This is a genomic window from Rhodococcus sp. DT1 (assembly GCF_049844875.1).
GTDB lineage: Bacteria > Actinomycetota > Actinomycetes > Mycobacteriales > Mycobacteriaceae > Rhodococcus.
The window spans coordinates 37,440-62,735 of record NZ_JBNCLW010000005.1; the positions used below are offsets into that span (position 1 = coordinate 37,440).

A 25,296-nucleotide genomic window follows, 5' to 3' on the forward strand; every position below is an offset into this window, starting at 1 on the left:
GGAGTGTTGTCGAGGCTGACGCCTGCCTCGACTGTCGACACATCCTGGGAGATTTCTCATGCGCGCTGCGCTGCTCGATTCTGCTTCTCTTTCTTCTGCCCCCATCGCTCTGTTTCCGCTGGCGGTCGAACGCACCTATCCGACCGAACTCGCCGCGGCCGTTGCGCGCGGCGCTGTCGTCGTGGACATCCGCCGGCATTCCGAACGGGCCGCCCAGGGCACATTGCCCGGTGCGCTGGCGATCGACGCGGCACTCGTGCCGGAGCGGCTCGACCCCGCCCACCCGAATCACCTCGCAATGGCCACCGGCTACGACAAGGAGTGGATCCTTGTCTCCGCATACGGTGCCGACACCGACCGTGTCGTGCTCGACCTGCGCCGACGCGGGCTGCGGGGTGCAACCGCGCTCGTGGGCGGTTACGCCGCCGTCAAATCGGCGAATCTCGTCGACGCGGTCACCGTGGCCCGGCATGTCGCCGAAGACGTGGCGCGCGTCACCGCACACTGACTCTGCCGCACGCGGTGCGGTAGCTGCGGGATAAAAGCCCAGGGCTTTCGGATAGTCTGGTTACCCGTGAGTGATGCCAGTGTTCAGCAGCCCGACGATACCCCCGAGCAGATCCGGGTCCGCCGCGACAAGCGCGAACGACTCTTGGCGGAGGGTAAGGACGCCTATCCGGTCGTCGTGCCCCGGACACACACCCTGGCGCAGATCCGCGCCGCGTATCCCGACCTCGAACCCGACGCCACAACCGGCGAACAGGTGGGCGTGGTCGGACGCATCATCTTCCTCCGCAACACCGGCAAGCTCTGCTTCGCCACCTTGCAGGAGGGCGACGGCACTCAGCTTCAGGTCATGATCAGTCTCGCCGGTGTGGGAGAAGACGCTCTCGCGGCATGGAAGGCAGAGACCGACCTCGGCGACTTCGTGTTCGTCCACGGTGAGGTCATCAGCTCGCGCCGCGGCGAACTCAGCGTCATGGCCGACTCCTGGAGCATGGCGTCGAAGGCGCTGCGCCCGCTGCCGGTCGCGCACAAGGAGATGAACGAGGAGACACGCGTTCGTCAGCGTTACGTCGACCTCATCGTCCGCCCCGACGCCCGCCGGAACGCGCGGATGCGGGTCGCGGTGGTGCGCGAACTGCGCAATGCTCTCGAGCGCCGCGATTTCCTCGAGGTCGAGACGCCGATGCTCCAGACGTTGCACGGTGGTGCCGCCGCGCGGCCGTTCGTCACCCATTCGAACGCACTCGACATGGACTTGTTCCTGCGCATCGCTCCCGAGTTGTTCCTCAAGCGCTGCGTCGTCGGTGGGATCGAGAAGGTCTTCGAGATAAACCGGAATTTCCGCAACGAGGGTGCGGACTCCACCCACTCACCCGAATTCTCGATGCTGGAAACCTACGAGGCGTACGGCACCTACGACGATTCGGCGAAGATGATCCGCGAGGTCATCCAGGAAGTCGCGATGGCGGCGTTCGGCAGCCATGTGGTCACTCTGGCCGACGGCACCGAATACGACTTCGGCGGTGAATGGAAGACCCTCGAAATGTACCCGTCTCTGTCGCAGGCGATCGGCTCCGAGGTGACTCCGGAAACCACGGTCGACGAATTGAAGGCCCTCGCGGGACGTGTCGGTCTCGAGGTTCCGGAGGGCAAGGGCTGGGGCCACGGCAAGCTCGTCGAGGAACTCTGGGAGCACATGTGCGGCGACCAGTTGTACACGCCGACTTTCGTGCGTGATTTCCCGGTGGAGACATCGCCTCTCACGCGCGATCACCGCTCGGTGAAGGGCGTCACCGAGAAATGGGATCTCTACGTTCGCGGTTTCGAACTCGCCACGGGTTACTCGGAACTCGTGGATCCGGTGATCCAGCGTGAGCGTTTCGTCGATCAGGCGCGGCTCGCGTCGGCCGGCGACGACGAGGCGATGGTTCTCGACGAAGATTTCCTCTCGGCCATGGAACAGGGAATGCCGCCGACGACGGGGACGGGAATGGGAATCGACCGTCTGCTGATGGCGCTGACCGGCCTGGGAATCCGGGAAACAATCCTGTTTCCGATTGTTCGTCCGACCACGCGTTAATTCCACCCACCGAGTTTCGTATTGCCATGGGTTAATTCCGGGGTATCGTGGTCCTGTCCCGGGGGGGACCGCTTTCTTCATTCGAGAGGATTCTCAACACATGGCAAAGAAGGTCACCGTCACTCTGATCGACGATGTGGACCAGGAAACGGCCGCAGATGAATCGGTGGAGTTCGGACTCGATGGAGTTACCTACGAGATCGACCTGTCCGAAGAGAATGCTGCCAAGTTGCGCGACCAGTTGGAATTCTGGATCGAGCACGCACGAAAGGTGGGGGGCCGCAAGCGCGGCAAGGTCGGTCCGTCGACCACTCCCACCACGCGCAAGCCCGCACGGGCCGGCTCGGATCGTGAACAGACTGCCGCAATTCGTGAATGGGCGCGGAACAACGATTGGCCGGTCTCCGCGCGCGGCCGCATCTCCGCCGAAATCGTGGAAGCTTACAACCAGGCCCACTAGGAATTCCGACGCAGGAGTGATCCCGCGGGGGCGTCGTCACCTGGTGGCGGCGCCTCTGTGCACGTCAGGGCTCGGACCCGGCGGTGTGGGGTCCTCTGTTTTGCACAACACATTTCTGGGGGACCTAACCGTGCCGGAGTAGGATTCGCAGGATGGTTGACAGAGTGCTCGAGCCGGGAAAAACGTGTTGGCGCACCGCACGTGCGGCCAATCTTACTTCGATCGTCGACGCCGCCACCTATTTCCATCACGTGAAATCCGCGATGCTCAGCGCGAAAAAACGGATCATACTCATCGGCTGGGATTTCGACACCCGGATCCAATTCGAACCGGACGGCAAGACCCTCGAGGGCCCGAACAGGCTCGGCGCTTTTCTGAAGTGGCTGCCGCGCCACCGTCCCGACCTCGAGGTCTATCTGCTGAAGTGGAATATCGGGGCCTTCAGTGCCCTCGGCCGTGGGATGACGCCTGTGTTCGTACTCGACTGGTTCACCGACTCACGGCTACACCTCGAGATCGACGGTGCGCACCCGGTGGGTGCCGCACACCACCAGAAGATCATCGTCGTCGACGACGAAATCGCGTTCTGCGGTGGAATCGACATGACCGTCGATCGGTGGGACACCTCCGACCACGCGGACCGGAGCCGATACCGCCGGGAACCGACCGGCAAGCGCTACGGCCCGTGGCACGACGTCACCACTGCGGTGGACGGCGAGGCCGCGCGAGCGCTGGGCGAACTGGCCCGAGCGCGCTGGAAGGCCGCTACCGGCGAAGAACTCGGACCCGTCGAAGGAACCGAACCGATCTGGCCCGAGGGACTCGAGCCGACCGTGCGCGACGTCGACGTCTCGATCGCGCGTACGTTGCCGACGTACGGCGATCAGGAGGGCGTCCACGAGATCGAAGCGCTGTACCTCGCCATCATCGAGAACACACGCAGCACCCTGTATCTGGAGAGCCAGTACCTGGCATCGCGCACCCTCGCGGAGGCGCTCGCGGCGCGACTGCAGGAACCGGACGGCCCCGAAATCGTGCTCGTACTTCCGCGCAACGCCGACGGCTGGCTCGAACAGAAGGCGATGGACGGCGCCCGGCGTGCTCTTCTCCACCTGCTGTGGGACGCCGACGTGCACGGCCGCTTCGGCGCGTACTACCCGGTGACCGAGGGCGGCAACCCGATCTACGTCCATGCGAAGGTCGTCGTGATGGACGAGAGCGTCTTGCGAATCGGTTCGTCGAACCTCAACAACCGTTCCATGGGATTCGACACCGAGTGTGATCTCGCGATCGAAGCGGCAGAACCCGGGGACCGGGTGGGCAGGGCCGCGGTCGACCTGCGCAACACGCTGCTCGCCGAGCACCTCGGCGTGGACGTCGGAAAAATCGAGGAAGCCACGGCGGACGGGGGCTCGCTGCTCGCGGCGGTCGAGCGCTTCCGCGGGCCGGGCCGTTCGCTGCGTCCCTTCGAACCCGCTACCGTGGATGGGGAGGACAGCGTGCTCGCCGAGAGCAGCCTCGCGGACCCGGAGCGTGCCCCGCGCAGCCTCGGAAGGCGTCTACAGCGCGTCCTCGCAGGCTGACGGCCTGTTCGCTTCTGGCGTACAGCTTGCGGAAACGTATCTGCCACGTGCAGCGTTACAACCTATAGCCGGGTTTTTCCCCAACCTCCGAAGGGTAGAGGGAGAGCGGGTCGATACCACGCCAACTAGAGTGTGCAGTGGGAACGTGGAACCTTCACCGGTTCCGATGAACGACTCGAGTGCCGGAGCTAAGAGCGGCAGCAGAGATCCGGGACGATCGCGTATCGGATTCTGCGGCCGGAGAGTGTGAGGGAGTGCGATGTTCGAAAGGTTCACCGATCGCGCGCGGCGCGTCGTTGTCCTGGCTCAAGAAGAGGCCAGGATGCTCAACCACAACTACATCGGCACGGAGCACATCCTCCTCGGCCTCATCCACGAGGGTGAGGGTGTGGCGGCGAAGTCTCTCGAGTCGTTGGGGATCTCCCTCGAAGGTGTCCGGAGCCAGGTCGAAGAGATCATCGGCCAGGGTCAGCAGGCACCGTCCGGGCATATTCCTTTCACTCCGCGTGCCAAGAAGGTCCTCGAGCTGAGCCTGCGCGAAGCGCTGCAGCTCGGCCACAACTACATCGGTACCGAGCACATCCTGCTCGGGCTGATCCGCGAGGGTGAAGGCGTGGCCGCTCAGGTCCTCGTCAAGCTCGGCGCCGACCTCAACCGGGTCCGGCAGCAGGTCATCCAGCTGCTCTCCGGTTACCAGGGCAAGGAACCCGCGGAATCCGGCACGAGCCGCGGCGAGTCCGGCACCCCGTCGACATCCCTCGTCCTCGATCAGTTCGGCCGCAACCTCACGCAGGCCGCGCTCGAAGGCAAGCTCGATCCGGTCATCGGCCGGGCCAAGGAAATCGAGCGGGTCATGCAGGTGCTCTCGCGCCGCACCAAGAACAACCCGGTGCTGATCGGTGAGCCCGGTGTCGGTAAGACCGCCGTCGTCGAAGGCCTCGCGCAGGCCATCGTGAACGGTGAGGTCCCCGAGACCCTCAAGGACAAGCAGCTCTACACGCTCGACCTGGGCTCGCTCGTCGCCGGCAGCCGTTACCGCGGTGACTTCGAGGAACGCCTCAAGAAGGTGCTCAAGGAGATCAACAGCCGCGGCGACATCATCCTGTTCATCGACGAGCTGCACACGCTCGTCGGCGCAGGTGCCGCCGAAGGCGCGATCGACGCCGCGTCGATCCTGAAGCCGAAGCTCGCCCGTGGTGAGCTGCAGACCATCGGTGCGACCACCCTCGACGAGTACCGCAAGTACATCGAGAAGGATGCCGCCCTCGAGCGTCGCTTCCAGCCGGTCCAGGTCGGCGAGCCGACGGTCGAGCACACCATCGAGATCCTCAAGGGACTCCGGGACCGGTACGAGGCGCACCACCGCGTCTCGATCACCGACAAGGCGCTCGTCGCATCCGCGACGCTCGCCGACCGGTACATCAACGACCGCTTCCTGCCGGACAAGGCGATCGACCTCATCGACGAGGCGGGCGCGCGTATGCGCATCCGCCGGATGACCGCACCGCCGGACCTGCGCGAGTTCGACGACCGGATCGCCGACGCCCGTCGCGAGAAGGAATCGGCGATCGACGCGCAGGACTTCGAAAAGGCTGCAAGCCTGCGCGACAAGGAGAAGCAGCTCGTCGCGCAGCGTGCAGAGCGTGAGAAGCAGTGGCGTGCGGGCGACCTCGACGTGATCGCAGAGGTCGACGAGGAGCAGATCGCAGAGGTTCTCGCGAACTGGACCGGTATCCCCGTGTTCAAGCTCACCGAGGAGGAGACCACCCGTCTGCTCCGCATGGAAGACGAGCTGCACAAGCGGATCATCGGCCAGGAGGACGCGGTCAAGGCTGTCGCGAAGGCGATCCGGCGTACGCGTGCCGGGCTCAAGGACCCGAAGCGTCCGTCCGGTTCGTTCATCTTCGCCGGTCCGTCCGGTGTCGGTAAGACCGAGCTCTCCAAGGCGCTGGCGAACTTCCTCTTCGGTGAGGACGACGCGCTCATCCAGATCGACATGGGTGAGTTCCACGACCGGTTCACCGCGTCGCGTCTGTTCGGTGCGCCCCCCGGCTACGTCGGATACGAAGAGGGCGGCCAGCTCACCGAGAAGGTGCGCCGCAAGCCGTTCTCGGTGGTGCTCTTCGACGAGATCGAGAAGGCCCACCAGGAGATCTACAACACGCTCCTGCAGGTCCTCGAAGACGGTCGTCTCACCGACGGTCAGGGACGCACGGTGGACTTCAAGAACACGGTGCTGATCTTCACGTCGAACCTCGGTACGTCGGACATCTCGAAGGCTGTCGGCCTGGGCTTCACCCACGGCAGCGACAGCGGGTCCAACTACGAGCGGATGAAGAACAAGGTCAACGACGAGCTCAAGAAGCACTTCCGGCCCGAATTCCTCAACCGTATCGACGACATCATCGTCTTCCACCAGCTGACGAAGGATCAGATCATCCAGATGGTCGATCTGATGATCGGACGCGTGGAGAAGCAGCTGAAGAACAAGGACATGGGCATCGAGCTCACCGAGAAGGCGAAGTCGCTGCTCGCGAAGCGCGGATTCGACCCGGTCCTGGGCGCCCGTCCGCTCCGCCGCACCATCCAGCGCGAGATCGAGGATCAGCTCTCCGAGAAGATCCTGTTCGGCGAGATCGGCTCCGGCCATATCGTCCTCGTCGACGTCGAGAACTGGGACGGCGAAGGCGCCGGCGAGAACGCGAAGTTCACGTTCACGCCGAGCGAGAAGCCGGCCGAGGTGCCCGACACCCCGGCGGTCGTCATGGCGAAGACCCCCGAAGGGGAGCCGGAAGCCTGACATCGCGGTTCCGATAGACACGCCGAGGGGCGGTACCCGTACGGGTACCGCCCCTCGGCGTCGACGGGGTAGCGGCCGTCAGGCGTCGCCCGGTCGCATCCACGGGGCGGTCACGCGGCCGCACCAGTTGGCGAGTCGCTCGGTCGGGCCGGCATCCGGAGTCGAGTCGACGACGGGACCGAACGGCACCTCCCCACCGCGGGGAGAGGCAGGCAGGGCACGCTCCATGATCTCGTGAGCAGCGCGGGCCAGTGCCGGGTCCGCCTCCGGATTCTGGCCCGTGGACACGGCCAGATCCCAGCCGTGCACGAGTACCTCGTTGAGGGAGACCAGCACGGCGGCCCGCCCGGGAAAGGTGCCCCACGGGGCGGTGACGGGCCTGTAGAGGAGGGTGTCGTCGTCCCACACCTCCCAGTACCGCGTGGTGACGGCATCCAGCGTGCCGGGCCATGCGTCGTCTGGTGACGAGAGGACCTCGGGGACCGAGTGGACGTCGCCACCCATGCCGATGACTCGGCCACGATCGACAGTCGAGGCGAGATGCCCGAGGAGTGTCCGGACATCGAATTCGGGGCAGGGCGTGGGGTCGGTCATCTGTTCCGGGCGGACACCCGCGAACAAGTCACCCGCCCACCCCAGAGCGCTGCGAAACAGTGGACGAGGATCATGCTGGGCAGTGGTCATGCACACAGGATCCGTCGTCACGGCGCCGGACCCGGTCCCGAATCGGGCGAGCGATGCGGTATCGAGACCTCGTTCCGCCCGGGGCGCGGGAAAGACTGCGAGTGTGGTTTCGGACGGGCTCGGGTACGCATCCCGAAACCCCCATACCCCACAGGAAGGATTCAGGATGCCCACACGGACCGCGCGAACTGCTTGGAACGGCGACCTGCAGAACGGAGCCGGGCAGGTCGAACTCACGAGTTCGGGCCGCGGCACGTTCGATGTCTCGTTCCCGAAGCGATCGGCGGAGAACGCCGACGGCACCACCAGCCCCGAGGAACTGATCGCCGCGGCGCACTCCGCCTGCTACGCGATGCAACTCTCCGCGTTGATCGCGGAAGCGGGAGGAACCCCGCAAAGTCTCGACGTCGGCGCCGACGTATCGCTCGGGCCGGATCCGGCCGGTGGGTTCCGGCTCACGGGCATCACGCTGAAGGTGCGCGGTGAAGTCGACGGACTGGACGCCGACGGCTTCATGAAGGCAGCGCAGGACGCCAAGGCGAGTTGCCCGGTGAGCAAGGCGCTGACGGGCGTGGAAATCTCCCTGGACGCTGCCCTCGAGTCCTGAGGGAACAGCGCTCCGGGCGCGCGTGTTGGACGAGTCGTGACGACTCCCCGGATTGCCCTCCCCACCGCCCATATCGAAGTCTGGTCGGATATTGCGTGTCCCTGGTGCTACATCGGCAATCGCCGGTTCGCGGCGGCACTCGACGAATTCGAGCACCGCGACCGTGTCGAGGTCACGTGGCGTTCCTACCAGCTCGCACCGGAGACTCCGGTGGGGAGGCGCAAGCCCGAAGCCGAAGCCCTCGCGGAGACGAAGGGCATGCCGCTCGAGCAGGTTCGGCAGATGTTCTCGCAAGTCTCGGGCGCCGCAGCCGAAGTCGGTGTCGAGATCGACTTCGACACGGTGATCGCGGCCAATACGTTCGACGCGCACCGTCTCGTGCACCTCGCCGGCGCACGCGGTGAAGACCTTGTCGAGGCGTTGTTCCACGCGCATTTCGTCGAGGGCGACGTCGTGGACGATCGCGAGACATTGGTGCGCATCGCCGCGTCGGCCGGACTGGACGCGGATCTCGTTCGCGCCGCACTCGAATCCGACGCCGCAGCGGACGCGGTACGTGCGGATCTGCTCGCGGCGCGTCAGCTCGGCGTCACAGGTGTTCCGTTCTTCGTCGCCAACCGCGCTGTCGCGGTCTCGGGTGCACAGCCCGAGGACGTGTTTCTCGCCTTGCTGCAGCGTGCGATCGAGGACGTCGACAGCGAGGAAGATCAGTCTGTGAGGGACGCCAGGTAGCGGCGAACACCCAGCGTCTGCAGAAGCGGGACTGCCGGACCGGCGAGCCGCGTGTACCAGCGCCCGGGGCGTGAGAATGCCACCACCCGGCCCACGACCCGGCCGTCGGTGGTGTGTTCGACGAGGAAGCTCTCTTCCCCGCTCACGGGGTGACCGGTCAGAGTGCCGTAGGTGAATCCCCGTCGCCGCGGCGTATCGACGACGTCGATCACGCGGCACCACGCGGGAAACCGCACCGGCCCGATGCCGAACAGCAGTTGCACGTCGACGCCGACCGCCGGCGCAGGGGTGCTGGGGGCGACACGGATTCCGGCGGCGCGGTGCATGTCCCACGCGAACAGACGGGCAACGGCGACGTCGAATGTGGCGGCGCCGTTGCCCAGTTCACGCTCCACGGCCGCGTGGCGGTATCCGGCGGGGAGCGCGCCGTGCGACGCGCCCACCTCCCGATACGTCAACTCGCGCCCGGAATTCCCGGGCGCGGTCATCAGGACTTCTTGACGTCGAGGACGACTTCGAATTCCAGGAGCGACGCGCCGGACGCGACCGGGTTCTTCGCCTCACCGGCGTGAGCGGCCCGCGCGCCGCCGTCCCGCCATGCGGCGAAGTCCTCTTCGGTTTCCCATTGGGTGACCACGAAGTACCTGTTTTCACCCGCGGTGGGGCGCAGCAACTGGAAGCCCAGGAACCCGGGCGAATTCTCGACGGTGTGCGCGCGATTGGCGAACCGCTTCTCCAGTTCGGATCCGGCACCTTCGGGGATTTCGATTGCGTTGATCTTCACGACTGCCATGGTCGCGACATTACTCCGCTACCTTGGGCCACTGTGTTGCATGACGAAGGTGGTAGCGGACGGCCGATCCTGTTGTTGCACGGTCTCATGGGAAGCGCGCGTACGTGGCGTCGCCAGGTGCCGTGGCTCCGGGAGCACGGCCACGTGTATTCGTTCGACGCGGCGGGTCACGGCCGCGCGGCGCCCGCGAACCTCGGCACCGACGCGTTCGTTGCCGACCTGGCTGCCCACTTCGACGAGAACACCGAACCGTTCGTCGTGATCGGGCATTCGATGGGTGCGCTGCACGCGTGGTGCCTCGCAGCGGCGCACCCGGGCCTGGTCGCCGCGCTCGTCCTCGAAGACATGGCACCCGATTTCCGTGGCCGGACCGCCGAGAACTGGGCGGCGATGGTGGGGCAGTGGCCACAGCCTTTCCCCACCGACGACGCGGTGCTCGACTTCTTCGGTCCGGTCGCCGGACGCTATTTCCTCGACTCGTTCAGCCGTCGCGCGGACGGCTGGTACCTGCACGGCGACGTCTCGACATTCCGTGACATCTCCGAAGAGTGGGGCCGGAGGCACTTCTGGGACGAGTGGACGGCCTCGACCGTCCCCGCTCTGCTGATCGAGGGCGAGTTCACGATCACTCCGCCGGGGCAGATGCGGGAAATGGCGAAGCGCCGCCCGGGGACCGGCTACGTCCGCATCGAGGGTGCCGGGCATCTCGTGCACGACGATCGGCCGGGCGAGTATCGCGCGGCCGTCGAAGAATTCCTGACCGGCCTGCCCTGAAAGCCGCGGACCGGACTACAGCAGGACGAGATCAGCGACCCGCTTCGCCGGCAAGGGCGAACAGGCCGTCGTCGGTCTGCTCGACCAGTCCGTCGACGAGGAGCGAGTGCAGCGCCCGGTCGCGCTGCCCGGGATCGTCGAGCCACACACTGTCGAGCGCGGGCCGTTCCACAGGTCCCGTGCTCTCCCGGAGGACGGCCATCAGACGCCCCCGGACCTGACGGTCGGTCCCGGCGAACTTCTGCACGCGTTTCGCGGGACCGTCGTGGGCCGGCCGACCGGCCTGCACCCATGCGCATTCCGGTAAGGGACACCGTCCGCAGTCCGGTGTCCGGGCGGTGCAGATGGTCGCGCCGAGTTCCATCAGGGCGGCGGAGAACGTCGCCGCCCTCGCACGGGTGCGCGGAAGCATAGCCTCGACGTCTGCGAGATCTCTCGTGGTGGAAGGGTTTCCCGGCTCTGCGCGACCGTGCACGGCGCGAGCGACGACGCGGCGAACATTCGTGTCCACCACCGGCACCCGCCGCCCGTAGGCGAAGCAGGCGACCGCACGCGCCGTGTAGGCACCGACGCCGGGCAGTGTCAGGAGCACGTCGACGTCCTCGGGGACGCGGTCGCCGTGCTGCGCGGCGAGCACCCCCGCGCATTCGTGCAGGCGCAACGCGCGCCGGGGGTAGCCGAGTTTCCCCCAGGCACGCAGTACGTCGGCCTGACTCGACGCGGCCATCGCCGACGGCACTGGCCAGCGCCGTACCCACTCCTCCCAGATCGGCACGACGCGCACGACCGGGGTCTGCTGCAGCATCACCTCCGACATGAGGATCTGCCAGCCCGTCACACCGTCGCGGCGCCACGGCAGGTCGCGTGCTTCCGCGGCGTACCAACGCGCCAGCGAAGTGGCGTCAACAGGCATTTCTTCTCCTCCTGTCCCGGATGCGGGACCGTTGTGCACCGCAGTGGGACCACTGCGTGAGGGTCGCGAAGGTCCCGGGTGAATAATGCCCTTATGCCCAATTCAAACCCGATCTCCGCCTGGAAAGCTCTGACCGAGGGTAATCAGCGATTCGTCGCCGGTACTCCGCAGCATCCGAGCCAGGGGATCGATCGCCGGGCCGAACTGGTCAACGGTCAGCATCCCACCGCGGTGTTGTTCGGTTGCGGCGACTCCCGAGTCGCCGCAGAGATCATCTTCGACCAGGGTCTCGGCGATATGTTCGTGGTCCGGACGGCCGGACATGTCATCGACAGCTCCGTGCTGGGCTCGATCGAGTACGCGGTCGAGGTCCTGGGGGTGCCGCTCATCGTCGTGCTCGGGCACGACAGCTGCGGTGCCGTCGGCGCGACGCTGACAGCACTCGACACGGGTGAGGTTCCCCGCGGTCACATTCGGAGCATCATCGAGCGGGTCGCGCCGTCGATCCTGATGGGCCGGGCGGACGGATTGTCCACCGTCGACGAACTCGAGGTGCGGCACGTCGTCGAAACCGGGCGTCTTCTCACCGACCGGTCGCGGATCATCGCCGAGCGGGTTGCCGACGGACGATGCGCGATCGCCGGCGTCACCTACCGGCTCGACGACGGTCACGTCCAGTTGCAGGGGCACATCGGCGACATCGGTGTGACCGCCGACTGAGCGACACGCCGAGCGCTATGCCGCAGCGCATCCGGGCTGGCACTTACCGTGTGAGGCGTGCTTGAACCCACCGGCCCATTGCCCCCCGAGATCTATCGGCGACGACGCATGCTCGCGATCGTCGTCGCTGTGGTCGTGCTGGCGTTGGTCGTGTGGCTCGTCGTCGCCCTGACCGGCGGCGGCGACACCGAACCGGAACCCGCGGCAGCTCAGTCCACATTGACCTCCAGCACCGAGCCTTCGTCGAGTGCCGCAGAGACGACGAGCACGCAGAGCGACGGTTCCGACGGCGAAGGAGATACCTCGTCGGGCTCGGGCGGATCGACGTCCGGCACGACGACGGCGGATTCGCCGGAGGAGTCAGGAGCCGAGACGACCGCCGCGGCGGTCCCGCCGGGCCAGTGCCCCGACCAGTCGCTCGCGGTGCGTGTCACCGCCGACGAGCCCAACTACCAGACGGGTACCGAGCCCGGTTTCACGATCGTCATCACCAACATCGGCACCGCACAATGCGACCGTGACCTCGGGGCCGGACTGCAGCAGGTTCTCGTGTACACGCTCGACGGCAACGAGCGACTGTGGTCCAACACCGACTGCTTCCCCGAGCCCACATCCGACATGCGGACTCTGCAACCGGGAGATCAGGCGGCCTACTCCGTCAAGTGGTCCGCGTCGACGTCCGAGCCGGGGTGCGCGTCGCCGCGCGAGCCCGTCGGTCCGGGTGCGTACACGGTGGTCGGTCAACTCGGCGGGCTCCGCAGTACGCCGGAGCCGTTCAACATCACGCCCTGAATCGCAGCGTCAGTCGTAATGGTTGATGGCCGATTCGGCCAGCCGTGACAGTCCCTCCCGGATGTAGCGCGCCCAGAGCGCGCCGATGCCGTCGACGGCCTGCAGATCCGCCGCGGTGGCCGCGAGCAGACCCTGCAACGTGCCGAATGCGGCGACAAGCCGATGAATCTGCTGGGATTGCAGGCGCGGCACGCGGTGCAGCACCCGGTATCCGCGGGGACTCATCGGCGCATCGAGCGCTTCGATGGTGTCGGGATAGCCGAACGCTCTCGAGAGCGTGGTCAGGTCCAGCAGGTCCGTGTCGCTGAGGCCGGCGAGGCGATCGAGTGCCTGCTCCACACCCCGCGTCGACGGTGGCTCGTCACCCGACAGATAGTCGCGGACGATGAGCTGCCGGGCCAATTGATTGTCGCCGACCAGTTCTTCGAGCTGGAGTGCCAATTGGCGGCCGTCGGTACCGAGTTCGAGCACGTCCTGTTCGATCTCCACCGACAGCCGATGCATCATCTCGAGCCGCTGCGCCACCGTGAGCGCGTCGCGCAGCGTGACGATGTCCTCGATCTCCACCACCGACAGCTGCCGGGTGACGTCGTCGAGCCGCGCCTTGTAGCGCTCGAGCGTGGACACGGCCTGGTTGGCGCGCGAAAGTATCGTCGCCGAGTCGTTGATCACGTGCCGGCGTCCCGCGACGTACACACTCACGATGCTCATCGACTGGCTCACCGACACGACGGGATAACCGGTTTCGATGGCCGTGCGCTCCGCGGCCCGGTGGCGGGTACCGGACTCCACGGTGGGGATGCTCGGATCGGGAACGAGCTGGACGTTGGCGCGGACGATCCGGGTGCCGTCGGTCGAGACCACGACGGCGCCGTCCATCTTCGACAGCTCGCGCATCCGGGTCGGTGCGAATTCCACGTCCAGTTCGAAGCCGCCGTCGCACAGCGCCGCGACCTTCTCGTCGAAACCGAGAACGATCAGTCCGCCCGTGCGGCCGCGCAGAATGCGTTCGAGCCCGTCGCGCAGGGCGGTGCCGGGGGCGAGTCGGGCGATGGTGTCGCTGAGCGTCGCGGACCGCGCCGACTCGGTCATGTGGCAGATTCCTTCCGTGTCCGGATCCTGCGGTCGTGGTCACATTCCAGGGAGGGAAGAAAAAGGCTCCCGTGACCGCGCAACTACATTACTTGTTCATGAGCAGTACCTGGACCTTGCCCGACGACGTCGTTCTTCCCGAGCCTCCGGCCGACCACCCCGGCCCGGGGGCTCCTGTGCCCCAGCACTGGTCCAAGTGCTTCGGATGCGGAGATGATCAGCCCACCGGCCTCGGAATGGAGTTCACCACCGGGGAGGGACTCGAGGTGATCGGACGGTTCGAGGTCGCCAAGCGCTACCAGGGCGGTCCGGGCTTCATCCACGGCGGCATCCTGATGACCGCGTTCGACGAGGCGCAGGGCATGGCCTGCAACGCCGCACTGCGCTCGGCTGTGGTCACAGCCCATCTGGGCATCGACTTCGCGCGTCCCATCCCGCTCGGTGCGGTACTCGAGTTGCGGGCCCGGGTGGAGGGCACGGTCCGCCGCAAGGTCTACACGCGCTCGGAGGCCCGGATCGTCGAGGGGCCGCTGGCAGATCCCGACGTGATCGTGGGGTCGTCCTACGGGTTGTTCATCGTCGTGGGCCACGAGCATTTCGCCAAGGGGAAGAATTTCGCCGACGGACTGCCCGGCAGCGACCAGGACATCTCCGCGGTCTGATGCGTGCCGGGCGCGGTGCTCGGTCACTGCGTATCGGGTAGCAGCGGCACGCCCGGGCGATGGTCGCGGCCGAGCAGTGTCGCCGACGTGACCGAACCCGCGCCGAATCTTCCGTGAAGGTCGTCGAGCACCGAGTCGAGCGCGTGCCGGTCGATCGGCGAGTGCGTGACGCGACCCGGCTCCTCTCCGGAGACCGGGCATTCGCGTCGGGGGCCGGCCGGTACGTCCTGATCGAACGGCAACTCGAGCTGCTCGGTGCCTTCCCCGTCGAGGTTGGTGACCGCGATGCCCACCAGGGTTACTCCTCGCTCGGCGATCAGCGGGCGGGCCGCCGAGAGCAATGCACGGGCGGTGTCGCCGATCAGGTCCGTGCGGGCGGTCGGGCTGCCGAGCGTGTACGACCGTGTGGCCCGCGCGTAGTCGGCGAACCGCAGTCGCAACACCACGGTGCGGCCGAGACGGTGTGCCCGCCTCATACGGCGGCACACCCGGTCGACGAGTAGTTGCAGCGTCGCCTCCACGGACTCGTCGCTGTGCGGCCCGCGGCCCAGGGCATGCTGCGCGCCCATCGAACTGCGTCCGCGATGCCGGACAGGGCGTGGATCGTGACCGACGGCGAGTGCGTGCAGATGGCGCCCGGCTGCGGCGCCGAGGAGCGCCACCAGGTCGGATTCGGAGTGCTGCGCGATGTCGCCGACCTTGCGCAGCCCGTGGGCGTGCAGTTTCGCGGCGGTGACCTTCCCGACGCCCCAGAGTCGTTCGACCGGCAGCGGGTGGAGGAAATCGAGTTCGGCCTCCGGCGGGACACGCAACAGCCCGTCGGGTTTCGCGACTCCGCTGGCAACCTTGGCGAGAAACTTCGTCCGAGCGATGCCCACGGTGATGGGCAGCCCCACCTCGTCGGCCACTCTGCGCCGCAACCGCGCCGCGATCTCGAGGGGCTCACCCGAGATGCGGCGTACTCCCGACACGTCGAGGAACGCCTCGTCGATCGAGATGCCCTCGACGATCGGGGTCGTGTCGTCGAACACCGCGAACACATCGCGCGACGCCCGGGCGTACGCCTCCATGCGGGGCGGAACGGAGATCATCCCGGGACACAGCGCTCGCGCGGCGCGCCCCGACATCGCGGTCTTGATGCCGTAGGCCTTCGCCTCGTAACTGGCGGCCAGCACCACGCCGCCACCGACGACGATCGGTTTCCCCCTCAGCCACGGATCGTCGCGCTGCTCGACCGACGCGTAGAACGCGTCGAGATCGGCATGCATGATCGTGGCTTCACCGGACACGAACATATGTTCGCACGGACGCCCGACAGGATTGCCGTTCTCAGCGCGACAGCGTCGACAATGCCTGTCCGACGTTCGTCACCTCGGTGGCTTTCATCCCCTTCGGGACACCTTCGACGCCGCGCGGGACCACTCCGCGGGTGAATCCCAGCCGGTTCGCCTCGGCGAGCCGGCGACCCGCACCGGCGACGCGGCGCACTTCACCTGCCAGGCCGACTTCTCCGAGCAGCACCGTGCCGGCAGGCACCGGTTGATCCCGGACGGCCGACGCGACCGCGAGAGCCAACGCGAGGTCGGCGGACGGATCGGTGATCCGCATGCCGCCCACCGTCGAGGCATAGACGTCGCAGTTGCCGAGCTTGCCCAGTCCGCAGCGACGCTCCAGCACGGCAAGCACCATCGCCACCCGGGCCGAGTCGAGTCCGCTCACGGCGCGGCGTGGCGACGGGTTGTGGGTGGGCACCACGAGCGCCTGCACCTCGCCGAGCAGCGGCCGCTTCCCGTCCATGGTGACGGTGACCGCCGTGCCCGGTACCGCTTCGTCGCGGTGCTGGAGGAACAGGCCGGACGGATCGCTGACGCCGACGATGCCGCTCTCGGTGAGTTCGAAACAGCCCACTTCGTCGGCGGCGCCGAATCGGTTCTTCACTCCGCGCACCATTCGGAGCGTCGAGTGCTTGTCGCCTTCGAAGTGCAGCACCACGTCGACGAGGTGCTCGAGGGACCTGGGACCGGCGACGGCGCCGTCCTTCGTGACGTGGCCGATCAGGAGCACGGGCACACCGCTGGACTTGGCGAGTGTGGTGAGGGCACTCGTCACCGCGCGCACCTGCGTGACGCCGCCGGTGACGCCGTCGACGTCGGCGGCGAGCATCGTCTGTACCGAGTCGACGACCAGCAGCGTGGGGCGTACCTGCTCGACGTGCCCGAAGATCGTGGCGAGGTCGGACTCGGCCGCGAGGTACACGCGGTCGTGCACCGCCCCGGTCCGGTCGGCGCGCAGCCGTACCTGCCCCGCCGATTCCTCGCCGGTGACGTAGAGCGCGCGCTCGTCGCTGCCGCGCTGGGCCCACCGATGGACCACTTCCAGGAGCAGCGTCGACTTGCCGACGCCGGGTTCTCCCGCGAGCAGCACGACCGAACCGGGAACTATTCCGCCGCCGAGGACGCGGTCGAGTTCGTCGACACCCGTGGACTTCGCGTAGGTGGCTTTTCCGTCGATCCGGGACAGCGGGGTGGCCGGGGTGGACGGCAGCACCGCGGCAGCGCCGGCGCGGGCGAGGGTGGTCCCGGCACGCGCAGCGACGGCCGTGGGTTGCGGAAGGGCCTCGTCCATCGACCCCCATGTTCCGCATTCCGGGCATCGGCCGACCCATTTCCCGACGGTGTGCGCGCAGTCGGAACAGCGGTAGAGCGACTTGGTTTTGACCACTGCCGGAGGATAGTGGCCCGCCCCGACAGAAAAGACCCCGGTCGGCAGTGCTCGACCGGGGTCTTTTCGGAGTCTGGGTGCGGCTAGTGTGCCTCGCCGACAATCGGCGACATGTCGGACTCGTCGCGCGGGGTAATCGGTCCCGCGTCGATCGGCACGGAGACGGTGATGTCACCGGCCTCGGCGAAGGAGAAGGTCACCGGAACCGTCAGTCCCGGACGGACGAGTTCGTTCAGGCCGACCAGTTCGACGGTCGCGATGCTCGGCGCGTCGGGCGGGGTCTCCTGCGTCTGCGCCGGCTGCGGCGACTCGTCGAGGCGGGCGGTCTCGGTGGACTCACCGGCGATCACCGACGACTGGGGCGCGATCTCGATCTCTTCCGCATTCACGGACGACGCGAACTCGGTGGAGATGTCGGTGAGGACGTCCGGGGTGTAGGTATCGAGGTTCACGACCGTGAAACCGAGCAGTGCGGTGCCACCCGGTTCGATGCTGTACTCCTCGGAGTTCGGGTAGATCACGTGCACGTTGCGCAGCGCGATCGATCCGACCTCGGCGTTGTTGCCGTTGATCGCCGCGACCTGAATGGCGGTCTGGCTGATCTGGCCGGCACCGCACGCCGACAGCGTGAGCGTCGCTCCGGCCGCCAGGGCGAGGGCGGTCACGACTCGCCGAGTCGGCGCTTTGAGAGCAGTCACGGGTTCCTCCATCGAGTAAGGCTCGCAATCCACTAGGCAGAGTAGTAGTCAGCGAGCGACCTGTGTACGGCGGGGCCGGAACTCGTAACTTTTGGTGTCGCCCCCGAAAGCCCGGACATGCCCACTCCCTAAGGGTGACACACGTCACATAAAGCACGGAACCGACTGCCTGTCAACCCCTGCGCTCACGTATCGATGCCCCTGACCTGCACCGTTGATGGGAGGACGGGGTAGTCACGTGTTAAACTCGGTGAATCGAAAGGGGCACGGGACACATGATTTTCAAGGTCGGAGACACCGTCGTATACCCCCACCACGGTGCGGCGCTGATCGAAGCTATCGAAACGCGCACCATCAAGGGTGAGCAGAAGGAATACCTGGTTCTGAAAGTCGCGCAGGGCGACCTCACAGTGCGAGTTCCTGCAGATAACGCAGAGTACGTCGGAGTTCGCGACGTTGTTGGACAAGAGGGCCTCGACAAGGTTTTTCAGGTGTTGCGCGCGCCGCACACCGAAGAGCCGACCAACTGGTCGCGGCGGTACAAGGCCAACCTCGAGAAGTTGGCCTCCGGCGACGTCAACAAGGTCGCGGAAGTTGTCCGCGACCTGTGGCGCCGGGAGCAGGACCGCGGCCTTTCCGCAGGTGAGAAGCGAATGCTTGCCAAGGCTCGTCAGATCCTGGTGGGCGAGCTCGCTCTCGCGGAGGGCACGGACGACGTCCGCGCCGCGAGCATGCTCGACGAGGTTCTCGCAGCCGCGTCCTGAGTGGCGAGCCGCGTGAAGAACCCCGAACACAGCAAGTGAACGATCGCAACGGGCCGGTCGTCGGAATCATTCCGGCGGCCGGCCGCGGCGTTCGTCTGGGCGAAGAACTGCCCAAGGCGTTCGTCGAACTGGATGGCCGGACCATGCTCGATCGAGCGGTCGAAGCCATGCTCGACTCCGGCGAGGTCGACCGCGTGGTTGTCGTCGTGCCGCCGGAACTTGCCGCGACCCCGCCGGCCGAACTGGTACGGCCCCCGTTTTCGAAACGGGTGCTCGTCGTCGCAGGAGGTGCCGAACGCGCCGATTCGGTGCGTGCCGGGCTCGCCTGCGCGGGCGACGCGCGATTCGTGCTCGTGCACGATGCGGCCCGGGTACTCACCCCGCCCGAGATGTTCACGCGGGTGGTCGCGGAACTGCGACGCGGAAGCGACGCGGTGATACCGGTGCTCCCCGTTACGGACACCATCAAGAGCGTCGATGCCGAAGGCGCTGTCACCGGAACACCCGACCGCGCGACCCTGCGCGCGGTACAGACACCGCAGGGTTTCGACGTCGCACTCCTTGCCCGCGCGAACACCGACGTCGGTGATGCCACCGACGACGCCGGACTCGTCGAGCGGCTCGGGGAACGAGTCGACACCGTCGCGGGCGATCCACTCGCCTTCAAGATCACTACCCCCTTGGACCTGGTCCTTGCGCGAGCACTGCTCACGGCCGGGGTTCGAACCGCAGAGGAGCGCTGAACCGTCGTGCGTGTCGGAATCGGAACGGACGTGCATCCCGTCGAGGCGGGTCGGCCGTGCTGGATGGCCGGACTGCTGTTCGAGGACGCCGACGGATGCTCGGGCCACTCGGACGGTGACGTCGCCGCGCACGCCCTGTGCGACGCGCTGCTGTCCGCGGCCGGTCTCGGCGACCTGGGAACAGTCTTCGGTACCGACCGTCCGGAGATGGCGGGCGCATCGGGCGCGGCCATGCTCGCCGAGGTGCGCAGGCTCCTGACGGAGGCGGGATGGACGATCGGCAACGCGGCGGTCCAGGTGGTGGGTAACCGTCCGAAGATCGGGCCGCGACGCGACGAGGCGCAGCGCGTGCTGTCCGACGTCCTGGGCGCTCCCGTGTCGGTGTCTGCGACGACCACGGACGGTCTGGGATTGACCGGACGAGGCGAGGGTGTGGCGGCGATCGCCACCGCGCTCGTCCTGCAGCAGAGCGACGACCGGTAGGATCGACGGTCGTGACCTTGCGCCTTTACGACACCGAAACGCGGGATGTGCGGGAATTCGTGCCGCTCGTCCCCGGCCATGCCTCGGTGTACCTGTGTGGTGCCACCGTTCAAGGCGAACCCCACATCGGCCATGTGCGCAGTGGTGTCGCCTTCGATGTTCTCCGCAGGTGGCTGACAGCCCAGGGCCTCGACGTCGCGTTTGTGAGAAACGTCACAGACATCGAGGACAAGATCCTCCGCAAGGCCGCGGAAGCCGGCCGTCCGTGGTGGGAATGGGCGGCGACCTTCGAGCGCGCGTTCAACCGGGCCTACGACGCGCTCGGTGTCCTTCCGCCGTCTATCGAGCCACGCGCCACCGGGCACGTCACGCAGATGGTCGACCTCATGGAACGACTCATCGCGGCGGGCCATGCGTACCCCTCCGACGGCAACGTCTACTTCGACGTGAAGAGCTATCCCGAGTACGGGTCGCTGTCCGGGCACAAGCTCGACGACGTGCACCAGGGTGAGAGCGCCGGGCTCGGCAAGCGCGACCCTCGCGACTTCACTCTGTGGAAGGCGGCGAAGCCGGGTGAGCCCTCGTGGCCCACTCCGTGGGGGCGCGGCCGTCCCGGATGGCACCTCGAATGCTCTGCGATGGCTACGTTCTATCTCGGTGGCACCTTCGACATTCATTGCGGCGGAATGGATCTTGTCTTTCCCCACCACGAGAACGAAATCGCTCAGGCTCGGGCGGCAGGCGACGGCTTCGCCCGGTACTGGCTGCACAACGGCTGGGTGACCATGGGCGGCGAGAAGATGTCCAAGTCGCTCGGCAACGTGCTCTCGGTCCCGAACGTGCTCACCAAGGTCCGGCCCCAGGAATTGCGGTACTACCTCGGCAGTGCGCACTACCGTTCGATGCTCGAGTACTCCGAGGCAGCGCTCCAGGAAGCGGCCGCCGCCTACCGGGGTCTCGAATCGTTCGTGCTCAAGACCCGCGATCGTGCGGGCGAGGTTCCGGTCGGTACGTGGACGGACGAATTCGCGCAGGCACTCGACGACGATCTCGGTGTGCCCAAGGCGCTCGCCGAGATCCACGGCCGGCGCAGCGAGGGCAACAAGGCACTCGACAACGGTGATCTCGATGAGGCCGTCCGGATCGCGTCGCAGGTGCGCGCGATGCTCGGAATTCTCGGAGTGGACCCACTCGATGCACACTGGAGTGACTCCACCGCCGACCGATCGGCGGCTCTGGAAGCGCTCGACGTGCTCGTCTCCGCGGATCTCGTCCGCAGGCAGAATGCGCGAGCAGACAAGAACTGGGCGATCGCCGACGAGGTGCGCGACCGGTTGACAGCGGCAGGTATCGAAGTGACCGATACGCCGAACGGACCCGAGTGGTCTCTGAAAGCAGGACAGTGATGGCAGGCAATTCCCAGCGCCGCGGCGCAATTCGTAAGGGCGGAACCAAGAAGGGGCAGGTCGTCGGCTCCGGCGGTCAGCGCCGTCGTGGTCTGGAACCGCGCGGTGCGACACCCAAGGCCGAGGATCGTCCGTACCACGCCGCCGCACGGCGATCCCGTGCTGCCGCGAAGGCGACCGATACCTCCCGTGGTGGCGGTCGGCGTCCGGCGGGCCGCAAGCCCGAGGACGGGCCGGAGATGGTGCTGGGCCGCAACCCCGTCGTCGAATGCCTGCGTGCCGAGGTTCCCGCGACCGCTCTGTACGTCGCGGTCGGAGCCGAAGCGGACGAGCGACTCAAGGAAGCCGTGCAGCGGGCCGCCGACATGGGCATCTCGATCCTCGAGGTGTCGCGCGCGGAACTCGACCGGCTGTCCACCAACGGAATGCACCAGGGCGTGGGTCTCCAGGTGCCGCCGTATCGGTACGTGCATCCCGACGACCTGATCACCCGCGCGAAAGAACTCCATGAGCGGCCGCTGCTGGTCGCGCTCGACAACATCTCGGATCCGCGCAACCTCGGTGCCGTCATCCGCTCGGTCGCGGCGTTCGGCGGACACGGCGTGGTCATCCCGCAGCGGCGTTCGGCGTCGGTGACCGCCGTGGCATGGCGGACCAGTGCGGGCGCGGCAGCACGACTGCCCGTCGCGCGCGCCACCAACCTGACCCGCACGCTCAAGGACTGGCAGGCGCAGGGTGTGCGTGTCGTCGGTCTCGACGCCGGCGGAGACACCACGCTCGACGAGTTCGACGGCACCGATCCGGTGGTCGTGGTGGTCGGCTCCGAGGGTAAGGGCTTGTCGCGTCTGGTCCGCGAAACCTGTGACGCCGTGTTGTCGATCCCGATGGCAGGCGATGTGGAATCGCTCAACGCGTCGGTGGCTGCGGGCGTCGTGCTCGCCGACATCGCCCGGCAGCGCCGCGCGTAGCGTCACCCGGCTTCGACACCGCGACCGCCGCTACCACGGCGGTCGCGGTCGTTTCTACGGCGAGGGTGCGGTGGGTGACCATCCCGTGAACGGCGGCACCGATACGCACGGCACCGGGCGCGGGTTGTCCGGGTCGAGGGCGTTGAGGACGACCGCTGCCGCCACGGGGTCGTTGACGATGGCGACGTGTTCGGCCCAGTCCGCCTCGCAGTGGTCCTGCAGCACGAAGTTCGTGGCGTTGCCGGCTTCCCGGTAGCCGCTGGTGTGCGGAAGCACCAGTTCGTCGTATCGCGTGATGATGTTGGTGTACCGGACCTCGGGCGCGTAGACGCCGTCGGCGTGCAGATCCCGGAACCACTGGGAGCCGGCGAGCACCTGCGGGCATGCCCCGCAGCCCACGGTCGCGACGAGTTGTTCGAGTTCGTCACGCAGACCGGCCTGGCCGAACAACGAGAAGGTGGCTTCGAGCAGGAACGCGTGGCTGCCGTCCCACAGCGGCGCGAGGGAGATGTGGTCCCGGACCTTGGTGTTGCCGCCGAGACGGTTGAGGTAGTACGTGGGCATGAGGGTGCCTTGCGAATGGCCGACGAGGGCGACTTTCTCGGCCCCGGTCGCCTCCAGCACCTCGTCGACGAACACCGACAACTCGGCGGCGCTCTGTTCCATGGGTTTCAGGCCGCCGAATGCGTTCAGCGGCCACGGCAGGTCGGGATAGTTGCCGTATGTGAGCGCGAAGACGCAGTAGCCCTCGTTTGCAAGCAGTGGTGACAGGTAGGCCCAGTTGTCCTGTCGATTAGCGGCTGTTCCGTGTACGAGGATCACCGGGTCGGGGTGCTCGTCGGAGGGCTCACACGACCAGTCGTTGGAGCCGGGCGCCGACCCTCCCGGGTTCGCGAGTTCCATTCCGATGCCGTCGAGAAATGTCGGCGCGAGCGGGTACTGCTGAGCCCCAGTGTCTTCGGCGGATGCGACGCCGCTTCCCATGATCGTGCCCGCTGCCACGATCGCTGTACCCATGACTGCTGCCGTTATCCGACGCAACACGTCGCCACCTCTGTCTCCGCCACCGATGTCGCGAGAAAGTTAACAGAGATTCACATTTGTGACGAGGGTGATGTCTCGATTGGCCGGATTGTCTGCCTCGGATCGGTGTGGAAGCCCGCCGGACGGGGTAAAGAAGCACAACAGTCGACGTGGGGAGGCACCGTATGTACAGCGCTCGATTCGACGGTCGGTTCGAGGTTTCACCGCCTCTGAACGCCGGTGAGATCGAGTTCCTTCGCGCCTTCGCCGGTCCCGCGAGCGGGCCGCACAATGCGGGACGGGACGGTCTGCCGACGCGGGGTCGTCCGATGTCGTGGTGCCAGTGGACTCCCACGGACGACGGATCGGCTCTGGTGTGGGACGGCGACGAGCACTTCTTCCGGCACGCCGAATGGCTCGCCTATCTGATCGATTCGTTCCTGTCGCCGCGTGCCCGTATGCGGCGGGTGCTGAGGGGACGCCGCGACCGGTTCCCGGAGGTGTTGTCGCACTTCACGTTCGACCATGTCGTCGACGGCGTCGTCTCGGTTCAGTCGAGTTCGGGAGAAGAGGAATGGATCACGGTGCGTGACAACGTCGTCCAGAGTGTCGCGCAGGTAGGCGGCCGTTTCCGGTCCGAGGCCACCCGTCCCGTGCAAGGTCTGTGCCTCAGTGCGCTCCACCGCTCGGAGCGCGCCACCGTTCCGGAAGCGACCGCGGTCCTCTAGTGTTGCGGCCGTGGCCGCTCCGCTCCCGTTCCGTACCAAGCTGTTCGCCCTCGTGGAGGGCCTCACCGGCGCGTCCATCGCGGACGAACCGCCCGAGGCGGTCCCCGCGCGACGCGCACGCCGGACGAAGCTGTTGTCCTCGCGCGTCGGGCGATGGGTCGCCGGCCGGCCACACCGCGCCGCGCACATCGTCGACCGCACGGTCGAGTTGCAGCCCGCCGAGATCGCCGGACTCGAATCCGCCACCGAGTCTGTTACGTTGCGCCTGCGCATCTACCGGCCGTCGGGTTCGGCGCCCGGTCCTCTCCCTGCCGTAGTGCTCTTCCACGGCGGAGGCTGGGTGCTCGGTGAGCCCGAGCAGGACGAGTGGTGGGCGAGCCACATGGCTGCGGAGTCTCCGTGCGTCGTCGTGTCTGTCGATTACCGGCTTGCGCCCGAAAACCCGTACCCTGCGGCGGTATTCGACTGCTGGTCGTCTCTGCTGTGGGTGGTCGAGCATGCTGCCGAACTCGGCGTGGACGGGACGAGGGTGGTGGTGGCCGGGGACAGTGCCGGCGGCAATCTCGCCGCGGTCGTCGCGGATCTCGCCGCGCAGTCCGGCCTCTCCGCACTGGTCGGACAGGTGCTCGTCTATCCGGGCACCGAGATGGAAGAGGTATTTCCCTCCGAGCGCGAGCACGCCGATGCGCCCGTCCTGACCTCCCGCGGTATGCGCGCGTTCGTCCGCTTGTACCTCGACGGCGCAGATCCGTACGCGCCCACGGCGGCACCGTTGCGCGGCAGTCTCGCCGGCGCCACGATTCCTGCGCTCATCCAGGTCGCCGGGCACGATCCGCTGCGCGACAACGGCGTGTTCTATGCGGATGCGCTGCGCGAGAAGGGCGGCGACGTGACCCTGACGGAGTACGAGAACGCGGTCCACGGGTACCTCAGCCTGCCCGGCGTCTCGCCTCCCGCACGCCGCGCCCTCGCTCAGACGATCGAGTTCGTACGGCGTGTCACGAATCCGGAGATCTCGGGGGAACCCGGTTCCCAGGCTCGATCGGACGCCTGAGAGCCGTCTC

The 25,296-nt window shown here is 67.0% G+C and carries 27 protein-coding genes; 18 read left to right on the forward strand and 9 right to left on the reverse strand.

The genetic code is table 11. The annotated features are described in order from the left end of the window. Positions 1–58: 58 nt before the first annotated feature. The 5 genes from ACLQ3J_RS13525 to ACLQ3J_RS13545 all read left to right on the forward strand — a co-directional run bounded on the left by ACLQ3J_RS13525 (position 59) and on the right by ACLQ3J_RS13545 (position 6,929). Positions 59–508 carry a rhodanese-like domain-containing protein gene (locus ACLQ3J_RS13525; protein ID WP_169622792.1) on the forward strand — a complete coding sequence of 150 codons (450 nt, stop codon included), beginning with the start codon at positions 59–61 and terminating at the stop codon, positions 506–508. A 66-nt stretch (positions 509–574) separates the two neighbouring features. Further along, positions 575–2,086 carry a lysine--tRNA ligase gene (gene lysS, locus ACLQ3J_RS13530; RefSeq protein ID WP_169622791.1) on the forward strand — a complete coding sequence of 504 codons (1,512 nt, stop codon included), beginning with the start codon at positions 575–577 and terminating at the stop codon, positions 2,084–2,086. 100 nt (positions 2,087–2,186) lie between these two features. Next, positions 2,187–2,546 carry a histone-like nucleoid-structuring protein Lsr2 gene (locus tag ACLQ3J_RS13535; RefSeq protein WP_169622790.1) on the forward strand — a complete coding sequence of 120 codons (360 nt, stop codon included), beginning with the start codon at positions 2,187–2,189 and terminating at the stop codon, positions 2,544–2,546. Between the two features lie 152 nt (positions 2,547–2,698). Further along, positions 2,699–4,129, forward strand: coding sequence for a phospholipase D-like domain-containing protein (locus ACLQ3J_RS13540; protein ID WP_296551648.1), 1,431 nt, complete (start codon positions 2,699–2,701; stop codon positions 4,127–4,129). Positions 4,130–4,388: 259 nt separating this feature from the next. After that, positions 4,389–6,929, forward strand: coding sequence for an ATP-dependent Clp protease ATP-binding subunit (locus ACLQ3J_RS13545; protein WP_169622788.1), 2,541 nt, complete (start codon positions 4,389–4,391; stop codon positions 6,927–6,929). 78 nt (positions 6,930–7,007) lie between these two features. Here the strand turns inward: ACLQ3J_RS13545 and ACLQ3J_RS13550 are convergent, their stop codons facing one another. Next, positions 7,008–7,613, reverse strand: coding sequence for a TIGR03086 family metal-binding protein (locus ACLQ3J_RS13550; RefSeq protein WP_425903583.1), 606 nt, complete (start codon positions 7,611–7,613; stop codon positions 7,008–7,010). A 166-nt stretch (positions 7,614–7,779) separates the two neighbouring features. Here ACLQ3J_RS13550 and ACLQ3J_RS13555 point away from each other — a divergent pair, with 166 nt between their 5' ends. After that, positions 7,780–8,220, forward strand: coding sequence for an OsmC family peroxiredoxin (locus ACLQ3J_RS13555; protein WP_169622786.1), 441 nt, complete (start codon positions 7,780–7,782; stop codon positions 8,218–8,220). A 36-nt stretch (positions 8,221–8,256) separates the two neighbouring features. Continuing rightward, complete coding sequence (locus tag ACLQ3J_RS13560; protein ID WP_425903585.1) at positions 8,257–8,952, forward strand: DsbA family oxidoreductase; 696 nt, start codon at positions 8,257–8,259, stop codon at positions 8,950–8,952. Here ACLQ3J_RS13560 and ACLQ3J_RS13565 read toward each other — a convergent pair. Next, positions 8,928–9,440: a DUF1990 family protein gene (locus ACLQ3J_RS13565; RefSeq protein WP_169622784.1), complete on the reverse strand. Its 513-nt coding sequence runs from the start codon at positions 9,438–9,440 to the stop codon at positions 8,928–8,930. The two genes, ACLQ3J_RS13560 and ACLQ3J_RS13565, sit on opposite strands and share 25 nt — an antisense overlap. Beyond that, positions 9,440–9,745: an antibiotic biosynthesis monooxygenase family protein gene (locus tag ACLQ3J_RS13570; RefSeq protein ID WP_422424202.1), complete on the reverse strand. Its 306-nt coding sequence runs from the start codon at positions 9,743–9,745 to the stop codon at positions 9,440–9,442. Before ACLQ3J_RS13570 ends, ACLQ3J_RS13565 begins: the two co-directional genes overlap by 1 nt. 33 nt (positions 9,746–9,778) lie before the next feature. Here ACLQ3J_RS13570 and ACLQ3J_RS13575 point away from each other — a divergent pair, with 33 nt between their 5' ends. Beyond that, on the forward strand, positions 9,779–10,519 hold the full coding sequence (locus tag ACLQ3J_RS13575) for an alpha/beta fold hydrolase (RefSeq protein ID WP_296551641.1): 741 nt from the start codon (positions 9,779–9,781) through the stop codon (positions 10,517–10,519). Positions 10,520–10,550: 31 nt separating this feature from the next. Here the strand turns inward: ACLQ3J_RS13575 and ACLQ3J_RS13580 are convergent, their stop codons facing one another. Beyond that, a complete protein-coding gene (locus tag ACLQ3J_RS13580; protein ID WP_425903587.1) occupies positions 10,551–11,432 on the reverse strand; it encodes an A/G-specific adenine glycosylase in 882 nt (293 codons plus the stop codon). A gap of 93 nt (positions 11,433–11,525) precedes the next feature. Between ACLQ3J_RS13580 and ACLQ3J_RS13585 the strand changes: the two genes are divergently transcribed. Both ACLQ3J_RS13585 and ACLQ3J_RS13590 read left to right on the forward strand, forming a co-directional pair. Beyond that, a complete protein-coding gene (locus ACLQ3J_RS13585) occupies positions 11,526–12,152 on the forward strand; it encodes a carbonic anhydrase (RefSeq protein WP_169622781.1) in 627 nt (208 codons plus the stop codon). A gap of 57 nt (positions 12,153–12,209) precedes the next feature. After that, on the forward strand, positions 12,210–12,944 hold the full coding sequence (locus tag ACLQ3J_RS13590; protein WP_169622780.1) for a hypothetical protein: 735 nt from the start codon (positions 12,210–12,212) through the stop codon (positions 12,942–12,944). A 9-nt stretch (positions 12,945–12,953) separates the two neighbouring features. Here ACLQ3J_RS13590 and disA read toward each other — a convergent pair whose 3' ends face one another. Then, entirely contained in the window at positions 12,954–14,036 is a 1,083-nt protein-coding gene (disA, locus tag ACLQ3J_RS13595) for a DNA integrity scanning diadenylate cyclase DisA (protein ID WP_169622779.1), read from the reverse strand. A 98-nt stretch (positions 14,037–14,134) separates the two neighbouring features. On the opposite strand from disA, the gene ACLQ3J_RS13600 reads away from it, so the two are divergent. Then, positions 14,135–14,698 carry a PaaI family thioesterase gene (locus ACLQ3J_RS13600; RefSeq protein WP_422424199.1) on the forward strand — a complete coding sequence of 188 codons (564 nt, stop codon included), beginning with the start codon at positions 14,135–14,137 and terminating at the stop codon, positions 14,696–14,698. A gap of 23 nt (positions 14,699–14,721) precedes the next feature. Here ACLQ3J_RS13600 and dinB read toward each other — a convergent pair whose 3' ends face one another. The 3 genes from dinB to ACLQ3J_RS13615 all read right to left on the reverse strand — a co-directional run bounded on the left by dinB (position 14,722) and on the right by ACLQ3J_RS13615 (position 18,117). Beyond that, a complete protein-coding gene (gene dinB / locus ACLQ3J_RS13605; protein WP_425903591.1) occupies positions 14,722–15,993 on the reverse strand; it encodes a DNA polymerase IV in 1,272 nt (423 codons plus the stop codon). A gap of 34 nt (positions 15,994–16,027) precedes the next feature. Continuing rightward, entirely contained in the window at positions 16,028–17,419 is a 1,392-nt protein-coding gene (radA, locus tag ACLQ3J_RS13610; RefSeq protein WP_169622776.1) for a DNA repair protein RadA, read from the reverse strand. An 83-nt stretch (positions 17,420–17,502) separates the two neighbouring features. Further along, a complete protein-coding gene (locus tag ACLQ3J_RS13615) occupies positions 17,503–18,117 on the reverse strand; it encodes a hypothetical protein (RefSeq protein ID WP_169622775.1) in 615 nt (204 codons plus the stop codon). 275 nt (positions 18,118–18,392) lie between these two features. On the opposite strand from ACLQ3J_RS13615, the gene ACLQ3J_RS13620 reads away from it, so the two are divergent. Genes ACLQ3J_RS13620 through rlmB form a run of 5 tightly spaced genes read left to right on the forward strand, consistent with a single transcriptional unit; the run spans position 18,393 to position 22,481 of the window. After that, entirely contained in the window at positions 18,393–18,881 is a 489-nt protein-coding gene (locus ACLQ3J_RS13620) for a CarD family transcriptional regulator (protein WP_072702544.1), read from the forward strand. Between the two features lie 35 nt (positions 18,882–18,916). After that, positions 18,917–19,624 carry a 2-C-methyl-D-erythritol 4-phosphate cytidylyltransferase gene (gene ispD / locus ACLQ3J_RS13625; protein ID WP_169622774.1) on the forward strand — a complete coding sequence of 236 codons (708 nt, stop codon included), beginning with the start codon at positions 18,917–18,919 and terminating at the stop codon, positions 19,622–19,624. A 6-nt stretch (positions 19,625–19,630) separates the two neighbouring features. After that, a complete protein-coding gene (ispF, locus tag ACLQ3J_RS13630) occupies positions 19,631–20,107 on the forward strand; it encodes a 2-C-methyl-D-erythritol 2,4-cyclodiphosphate synthase (protein ID WP_169622773.1) in 477 nt (158 codons plus the stop codon). A gap of 11 nt (positions 20,108–20,118) precedes the next feature. Further along, the gene (gene cysS / locus ACLQ3J_RS13635; RefSeq protein WP_169653260.1) at positions 20,119–21,513 is read left to right on the forward strand and encodes a cysteine--tRNA ligase; all 1,395 of its coding nucleotides are present in this window, start codon (positions 20,119–20,121) and stop codon (positions 21,511–21,513) included. Beyond that, complete coding sequence (rlmB, locus tag ACLQ3J_RS13640) at positions 21,513–22,481, forward strand: 23S rRNA (guanosine(2251)-2'-O)-methyltransferase RlmB (protein WP_169622771.1); 969 nt, start codon at positions 21,513–21,515, stop codon at positions 22,479–22,481. Before cysS ends, rlmB begins: the two co-directional genes overlap by 1 nt. Positions 22,482–22,535: 54 nt before the next feature. Here rlmB and ACLQ3J_RS13645 read toward each other — a convergent pair whose 3' ends face one another. Next, positions 22,536–23,498, reverse strand: a complete 963-nt coding sequence (locus tag ACLQ3J_RS13645; protein ID WP_169622770.1) for a lipase family alpha/beta hydrolase — start codon at positions 23,496–23,498, stop codon at positions 22,536–22,538. A 191-nt stretch (positions 23,499–23,689) separates the two neighbouring features. Between ACLQ3J_RS13645 and ACLQ3J_RS13650 the strand changes: the two genes are divergently transcribed. Together ACLQ3J_RS13650 and ACLQ3J_RS13655 are read left to right on the forward strand one after the other, a co-directional pair. Further along, positions 23,690–24,232, forward strand: a complete 543-nt coding sequence (locus ACLQ3J_RS13650; RefSeq protein ID WP_240952728.1) for a hypothetical protein — start codon at positions 23,690–23,692, stop codon at positions 24,230–24,232. A 10-nt stretch (positions 24,233–24,242) separates the two neighbouring features. Further along, a complete protein-coding gene (locus tag ACLQ3J_RS13655; protein ID WP_169622769.1) occupies positions 24,243–25,286 on the forward strand; it encodes an alpha/beta hydrolase in 1,044 nt (347 codons plus the stop codon). Positions 25,287–25,296: the final 10 nt, after the last annotated feature.